Annotated in this window: 8 protein-coding genes; 2 read left to right on the forward strand and 6 right to left on the reverse strand. The window is 54.8% G+C overall.

Features of this window, described 5'->3' with window-relative positions:
• The 5 genes from DW947_RS21055 to DW947_RS21075 form a co-directional block, all read right to left on the reverse strand.
• A partial coding sequence (locus tag DW947_RS21055) for a DUF1896 domain-containing protein (protein ID WP_165859486.1) occupies positions 1-422 on the reverse strand: 422 nt, incomplete at its 3' end.
• Between the two features lie 162 nt (positions 423-584).
• Positions 585-2,672, reverse strand: a complete 2,088-nt coding sequence (topB, locus tag DW947_RS21060) for a type IA DNA topoisomerase (protein WP_004291456.1) — start codon at positions 2,670-2,672, stop codon at positions 585-587.
• A 60-nt stretch (positions 2,673-2,732) separates the two neighbouring features.
• Positions 2,733-4,304 carry a DUF3945 domain-containing protein gene (locus tag DW947_RS21065; protein ID WP_004291455.1) on the reverse strand — a complete coding sequence of 524 codons (1,572 nt, stop codon included), beginning with the start codon at positions 4,302-4,304 and terminating at the stop codon, positions 2,733-2,735.
• Between the two features lie 20 nt (positions 4,305-4,324).
• Positions 4,325-4,675 carry a helix-turn-helix domain-containing protein gene (locus DW947_RS21070; RefSeq protein ID WP_004291454.1) on the reverse strand — a complete coding sequence of 117 codons (351 nt, stop codon included), beginning with the start codon at positions 4,673-4,675 and terminating at the stop codon, positions 4,325-4,327.
• A gap of 3 nt (positions 4,676-4,678) precedes the next feature.
• A complete protein-coding gene (locus DW947_RS21075; protein WP_004304264.1) occupies positions 4,679-5,041 on the reverse strand; it encodes a helix-turn-helix domain-containing protein in 363 nt (120 codons plus the stop codon).
• 201 nt (positions 5,042-5,242) lie between these two features.
• Between DW947_RS21075 and DW947_RS21085 the strand changes: the two genes are divergently transcribed.
• Together DW947_RS21085 and DW947_RS21090 are read left to right on the forward strand one after the other, a co-directional pair.
• Positions 5,243-5,542, forward strand: a complete 300-nt coding sequence (locus DW947_RS21085; protein WP_004291426.1) for a helix-turn-helix domain-containing protein — start codon at positions 5,243-5,245, stop codon at positions 5,540-5,542.
• 31 nt (positions 5,543-5,573) lie between these two features.
• The gene (locus tag DW947_RS21090) at positions 5,574-5,879 is read left to right on the forward strand and encodes a helix-turn-helix domain-containing protein (protein WP_004291424.1); all 306 of its coding nucleotides are present in this window, start codon (positions 5,574-5,576) and stop codon (positions 5,877-5,879) included.
• Between the two features lie 77 nt (positions 5,880-5,956).
• Here DW947_RS21090 and DW947_RS21095 read toward each other — a convergent pair whose 3' ends face one another.
• Positions 5,957-6,319, reverse strand: a complete 363-nt coding sequence (locus DW947_RS21095; RefSeq protein WP_004291423.1) for a hypothetical protein — start codon at positions 6,317-6,319, stop codon at positions 5,957-5,959.
• Positions 6,320-6,470: the final 151 nt, after the last annotated feature.

The raw sequence follows: 6,470 nt of genomic DNA on the forward strand, positions 1-6,470 counted from the left end.
GTTGCTCCCGTCAGCTCCGTGTAGAGCAGGTCGTAATCGGAAGACAGGGCGAAATTGTCATCCGAGAGGTCATAGACGGAGAACACGTTGCCGACAAGCGGCAGCAGTTTCAGGACAAAGGCTTCACGCTTCTCTTCCGGCACTTCATCGGCAAACTCGTTTTCCACGACTTCGCGGAGGATGGCGTAACGGGAATAATGCAGCCCGCGCAGCAGCGTGTCCATCGCCAGTTCCTGCGCACCATCGGCGGGATAGCCTTCAAGCCGTGCCCTCTCATACGTTTCGGCGGCACGGTCGGCCCGTTCCCGTATGAAAGCGGTGTCGTCAGCCTGTTCAAACTTGTTCGTGCGGAGATAGTCCAGCAGGTACAGACCGTAATAGGAAAAGTCGGTCTGACCCTCGTTTTTCTTCTTGTTGTTCATTACTTTGGATTTAGCGGATTGATAATTAACGGGATAATCGGTTGGAAAAAGGAAGAAAAAGGCACTCGGTATCCCTCCGAGTGCCACCACTAAATCCAAAGTATGAGTGTAATCCGGTATCGAAGAACAATTCATTACTCTGAACAAGTGGCAAAGTTAATACTATTTCTTCCGTCCTGAAAATTTCTTGTCCTTTTTAGCCTCCGGGAACACAAAAGTCGTGTTATATTCCCCGTCAAAGGCGACAACAGCATCGAAACTCTTGCCCTGTTTGCTCTTGAACCCTTTGAGCAGCTTGGTATGCCCTTCGGTGAGCAGGTCTTTGATTTCATCGTCGGACAGGGTGCGTCCCGCTTTCAGCCGGAACACGGGCAGTCCGCACTCCGTGTTGTCGCAGCGTACCACCTTGCCGTAGAACCGCATCCTGCCCGTGCCACACTTGGGACACGCGCAGCCGGAGTCACGGCTGCCGAAGAGCTTGTCGCACGAGATCAGTTCGGAGGTTATCTCACGTGTGTACGCCTCTATCTCCTTGCGGAAGGTGTCGTCGGACAGTTCCCCGCGCTCGATACGCGCCAGCTCCTTTTCCCATTCGCCCGTCATGGCAACATCGGCGATGCGCATCGTCTTGACGACGGAATTGAGGGCAAGTCCTTTTTCGGTGGGAACAAGCGACTTCTTGCAGCGTTCCATGTAACCGCGCTTGAAAAGCGTTTCGATGATGGAGGCGCGTGTGGCGGGAGTACCGATGCCACAGTCCTTCATCGCCTGCCGCAGTGCGTCGTCCTCAATTTCCTTGCCCGCCGTTTCCATTGCCGAGAGCAGGGTGGCTTCGGTATGCAGCGGCTTGGGTTTGGTCTTTCCTTCGGTAATGGACGAGCCTTTCGGTGTCAGCGTGTCGCCTTCCTGCCAGCCGGGGATGGTAATTTCCTCTTTTTCCTCGCCATAGACGGCACGCCATCCGGTTTGCTTCACGACGCTGCCTTTTACGGTAAACTCCACTCCGGCACATTCCGCCGTGACAGTGGTCACATCCTTGACGCATTTCTCAGAGAATGCCTCGACCATGCGCCCGGCAATCATCTGATAGATGGTATTGTCCTCTTTGGAGAGGAAGAGCGGTTTCTCACCCGTGACGAGCAGGGCATGGTGGTCTGTCACCTTGCCGTCGTCCACGCTGCGGCGTGTCGGGGCGGCTTTTGCCCGCACCTTGTCTTTCCATTCGGGCTGTGTGCCGATGAAAGCGAGCAGTTTGGGAATTTCGGCAAACACGTCTTCGGGGATGTAGCGGCTTCCCGTTCTCGGATAGGTTATCAACTTCTTTTCGTAGAGTTTCTGCGCGATTTCAAGCGTCTGTTCCGCCGTGAAGCCGTGCTTGGCGTTGGCTTCTTTCTGGAGCGTGGTCAGGTCGTAGAGCAAGGGAGTTTCCTCCGTCTTCTCCTTGCGCTCGGCTTTCGTGACAGTGGCGCAACCTGCCGCCTTTACCTTATTATATAGTTCCATCGCCGGTTCTTTCTCTTTCCATTTCTCGGAGGATGAGAATTTCACGACTTCGCCGTCGCAACCGTCCGTTGCGATATGGAGCTGCCAGAATGCTTCGGACGTAAAGCGGCGGTTCTCCCAGTAGCGTTCACATACCATAGCCAACGTTGGTGTCTGCACCCGCCCCACGGAATACGTGCCGTGTCCGGCGGCGATGGATAACGCCTGTGTGCCGTTGATGCCCACGAGCCAGTCGGATTCGCTCCGCGCTTTGGCGGCGAGGTAGAGGTTGTCGTATTTGCTGCCGTCTTCGAGTTTCCGCAGTCCCTCGCGGATAGCTTTGTCGGTGAGAGAGCTGATCCACAGGCGCACGAAAGGAGTGGTGCAACCCGTATAGTGGTAGAGGTAGCGGAAGATAAGCTCTCCCTCGCGTCCGGCATCGGTCGCCACGATGATATGTTCGCTTGTGTCGAACAGTCTTTTGATGACTTTTATCTGCGACACCACGCCGCTGTCGGGCTTGTAACCTTTCTCCGTCCTGACCTGACGGGGGACGAGCGTGAATGTGTCGGGAATAATCGGGAGGTTGTCACGGACAAATCCGCGCACGCCGTAGCCGTCGGGCATGGCAAGCTGAACGAGGTGTCCGAATGCCCATGTCACGGCATAACCGCCTCCCTCGAAATATCCTTCCTCTCTCTTTGTCGCGCCCACGATGCGGGCGATTTCACGTGCCACGGAGGGCTTTTCTGCAATGATTGTCTTCATGTCTTCTTCTTTTTTGTTGATACTTTGGATTTTATTTTGGATTCAGTGGCGGACACGGGATTACATTTTCATGCCCTTGCCCGTTTTCTTCTGCGGCTTCTCCTGCTGCTGTTGCTGGCGGGCGTCCTTCGGGTTGGTCTGACCTTTCTGCAACGGCTCTCTCAGATTCTTTGTAGCCTCGTTGGTCTTGCCATCGTTGTTCACCGCCACCTGCGTGCGGCTCTCGTTGGACGGAGCAACCTGCTGTGCATTGTCAGGGTTCGTGTCGTAGCGGTACGGGCGTCCCTTCTCCGGGTTGAACTTGATATACATCGTGGCATGGAAGCCCTGCTTGTCGGTCACGTTCTCCAGCTTCACGGCTTTACCCGCCACATAGTCGGCTTTCTGCTGGTCGGTGAAGCTCACGCCGCTCCATTTGCTGATGGGGCGGATGCTGCCGTCCTCGTTCGTCCACGTGTTGCGGCGTTGCTCCTTCTTGGTCTGTGCGGCATTTTCCCCGCCCTGCGCCTGACTTTTCGATGTGTCGCCTTTGGTTTCCTGTGTCTGTGCGGTACGGGGCGACTTGCCGGTTCCCGGCACGAACTCCACGCCGCGCTGCTCCACGTTCACTTGCAGGGTGGTGACGAACTTTCTGCCGTCGTTGCGCTCGATGAGCTTGTCGCGTACGGGCAGTCCGGCGCGGAGCATGTCCCGCTCCTGCGTGGTGATTTCCGTCTTGCCGATGCGCTCCGGGATGCGCACCCTGCTTGCCGGAATGTCCGTGATTTCATTCGTCTTGCGGTCGATGCTGATGTAGGAGGGGATGATCTCGCCCGTTTCCCTGTCCACAATGTCCACGACCCTACCGAGATTGCCCGTTTCGCGGAGGTTCTTCCGGTCATTGTCGGAGAATTTGTGTTCCTTGTACTCATCCAGCTTCTGCTCCTTGCGGATGAAGTGCGGCACGAGGCTGATGTTTCCCTCACCGTCCTTCTTGAAGGAGAGGCGGGCGTCCAGCTCGAATGATTCGCCGCCGAAGGTCGGTTTGACCTTTACCAAGTCGGACTTGCCATAGTTGAGCATCTTCGTAAGGTCGCCGGACTTTTCAAGGTTGTCCCGCTTTACGCCCCATCTGTCCTCCAGCTCCTGCCAGTTGATTTTACTCTCGTCGATGGGCTGGTAGCCACGTTTGCCCTGCATCTGTTCGGATTTGTCCTGTTGCTGTTCTTTCCGTTGTTCCATGTTCTCCTGTTTTTGAGGTTCTTGTTTCTCTGTCTGTTGTGCTGCCATCTCTTCCTGCACCTTCTTCTCATAGTCGGAGGTGTCCACCTTGTGAGGGGCGAGCAGCTCCTTGTTCGCTTCGGGGTCTTTCAGCAGTTGCTTCATCACCTCTAAGAGATTTTCAGCTTGGTCTGCCGCAATGCGGTAGAAACCGAAGCGGCTGGGTTCCTTGCACTGCCGGAAGAAGTTCTTGAAGAAGTTGTCCAGCACGTCGCCATGTCGGTCGAATTGCAGGAAACTCTGCGCGTTCTCCGCTTTTGCGGGGGTGCGCTTGGGTGTGCCGTCCGCGTTCAGCCCGGCTACCACGCTGATCTCGCCTGTCTTCTCGTCACGGACTACCAGCACGTCCTTTTCGTCTTTTTTCTTTGCCATCTGAAAAATGTTTTAATGGGTTATTTATGAAAGAAATTATGGATACGAGCCTTGTAGAAGGCTATATCTTCCTTTTTGAAGTCCTTGATATGGTTGGAAAGGAATGTCAGCACGTCCTCCTCGCTGTAATAGGTCTTCTTGCCCAGCGTCTTGTAGGGCAATGCGCCTACGCTGCGGTAGCGTTGGAGGGTGCGTTTGCTTATCTGGAGCAACATGCACAAATCCTGATTGTCGAAAAGGCGGATGCTTTCCGTGATAGTGGGCTGTTTCCCCTCAGCCTTCATCGCCAGCAGCAGTTCGTCCTGACGGTCGAGCCGTTCCATCAGCTTCTGCATCCAGCCCTCGAAGTTGTTTCGTGTGAGCAGTTCCATGACCTATGTCCTCCTTCCTTTTGGTTTGCCGCCCGTGCGCAGCGTGTGGTTGTGGAACAGGGTGTCTATTGTCCCTTCCTCGTTCCTTACTGTGTTGTCCTCCAATAGCCGCAGTATCTCGGAAAGGCGGTAGCGGCAGCTTCCGCGTACCACCACATACTCGATACGGTGGTCGGTGCGCATACGCTGCATGGTGCGCTTGCTCACGTTGAGCATCTTCGCCGCCTGTGCCGTGTCAAGCAGCTTGTCTTCGGTTTCCCGCTTCCGTTTCTTCTCGTCCCTTGCCTCGCGGATGTACCCTGCGATGTTCGCAATCTGCGCCATCATCTCCTTGTAGGCGGAACTTTCCATTGTTATCACTTTCATGTTCAGTCCTTTCTTTTTGTTTCTGCGACAAAATTCGGCAATAAACAAAAGGGGCTTTAACAACTCACTACGTGACTCACGTAAGATTTTTGCGGAAGATGGCTCCGTAACCCGGTCAAACGGCGCAACAGGCAGCCTTTCAGCGGAAAACGATACGTCTTGTATGCCGTTTCGTTACCTTTGCGGCAAACTCTAAATGACATGAATATGGAAATAGTATCTATCGAGAAAAAGACTTTCGAGATGATGGTGGCGGCATTCGGCGCACTCTCGGAGAAGGTCGCCGCCCTGAGGCGCAAAAGCGACACGGGGCGCATGGAAAGATGGCTCACGGGCGAGGAGGTCTGCGGGCAGTTGAGAATAAGCCCGCGCACGTTGCAGACGCTGCGTGACAGGCGGCTTATCGGCTACTCGCAGATAAACCGCAGGTTCTATTACAAGCCAGAGGAGGTGAAGCGGCTGATACCGCTTGTCGGCACGCTCTATCCGCACGGCAGATGATTTGATTTATTCACCCACTGAATCCGAAGTTATGATGAACGAGAACAACGATGTTTTTACGATGGAAGACGAGCCGATAGCCTCTGTGGTGCAGGATATGCGCAAAGGCTCGAAATGGCTGTCCGCATTTCTGGAAAGCTACCGTCCTCCGCTGGACGGGGAACGTTACCTGACGGACGGCGAGGTGTCGGAACTGCTCCGTGTGAGCCGGCGCACCTTGCAGGAATACCGCAACAACCGCGTGTTGCCCTTCATACTTTTGGGAGGGAAGGTGCTTTACCCGGAAACGGGGCTGCGCGGGGTACTGGAAGCGAACTACCGCAAGCCGCTGGAGTGAGGCGGTTTCATGAAAAAGTAAACGGGTGACACCTTTTGTGGTGCTACCCGTTTACTTGTCTTATGGGGTATGTGCAATCAGCAATACCCGGCTTTTCCGTTCTGTATGAACATCACGTATGTCTGCCGTTTCTCTTGTGAGAGTGCCTTTCCCACCAGCCATGTGCGGAACAGGTGGGTGTTGTAGGTATTCACCCTGAAAGCGACCGGGATGATGATTTCAAGGGCGTACACGTCCGCGTGCAGCCCGTTTTCAAGCTGCATGTAGCGGCACACCTCGTAGTCGTTCAGCACGTCCGACTTGCGGACGGCTCTGATGGCGGCGTTCACTGCCGGGACGGTCGTATGGAACAATCCGGCTATTTCGGTGGCGGTCATCCACACGTCGTTACCGGTTACGCTGACTGCCTTGTCCTCGATGATGATTGTGTCACGTTTCATGGCTTTTCTTTTTAGATGGTGCAACCTGCAAATTCCTCGACGCCGTTCAATCTTGCGGCAAGGTTCTCCATGTCCTGATTGAGCTTCTCTTTGGTTATCTGTAGGCTCGGCAAACAACGCCTTTCCGCTTTACAGCGGTAGGTTTTCGCTT

This window comes from Bacteroides sp. AM44-19 (assembly GCF_003603395.1).
Taxonomy (GTDB): Bacteria; Bacteroidota; Bacteroidia; order Bacteroidales; family Bacteroidaceae; genus Bacteroides; species Bacteroides uniformis.

Excerpts from the sequence above, each read along its gene's own strand:
- DW947_RS21090 (WP_004291424.1), top strand. The coding sequence starts at position 5,574 with ATGATGAACGAGAACAACGATGTTTTTACGATGGAAGACGAGCCGATA.
- DW947_RS21075 (WP_004304264.1), bottom strand. The coding sequence starts at position 5,041 with ATGAAAGTGATAACAATGGAAAGTTCCGCCTACAAGGAGATGATGGCG.
- DW947_RS21065 (WP_004291455.1), bottom strand. The coding sequence starts at position 4,304 with ATGGCAAAGAAAAAAGACGAAAAGGACGTGCTGGTAGTCCGTGACGAG.
- DW947_RS21095 (WP_004291423.1), bottom strand. The coding sequence starts at position 6,319 with ATGAAACGTGACACAATCATCATCGAGGACAAGGCAGTCAGCGTAACC.
- DW947_RS21085 (WP_004291426.1), top strand. The coding sequence starts at position 5,243 with ATGAATATGGAAATAGTATCTATCGAGAAAAAGACTTTCGAGATGATG.
- DW947_RS21070 (WP_004291454.1), bottom strand. The coding sequence starts at position 4,675 with ATGGAACTGCTCACACGAAACAACTTCGAGGGCTGGATGCAGAAGCTG.
- topB (WP_004291456.1), bottom strand. The coding sequence starts at position 2,672 with ATGAAGACAATCATTGCAGAAAAGCCCTCCGTGGCACGTGAAATCGCC.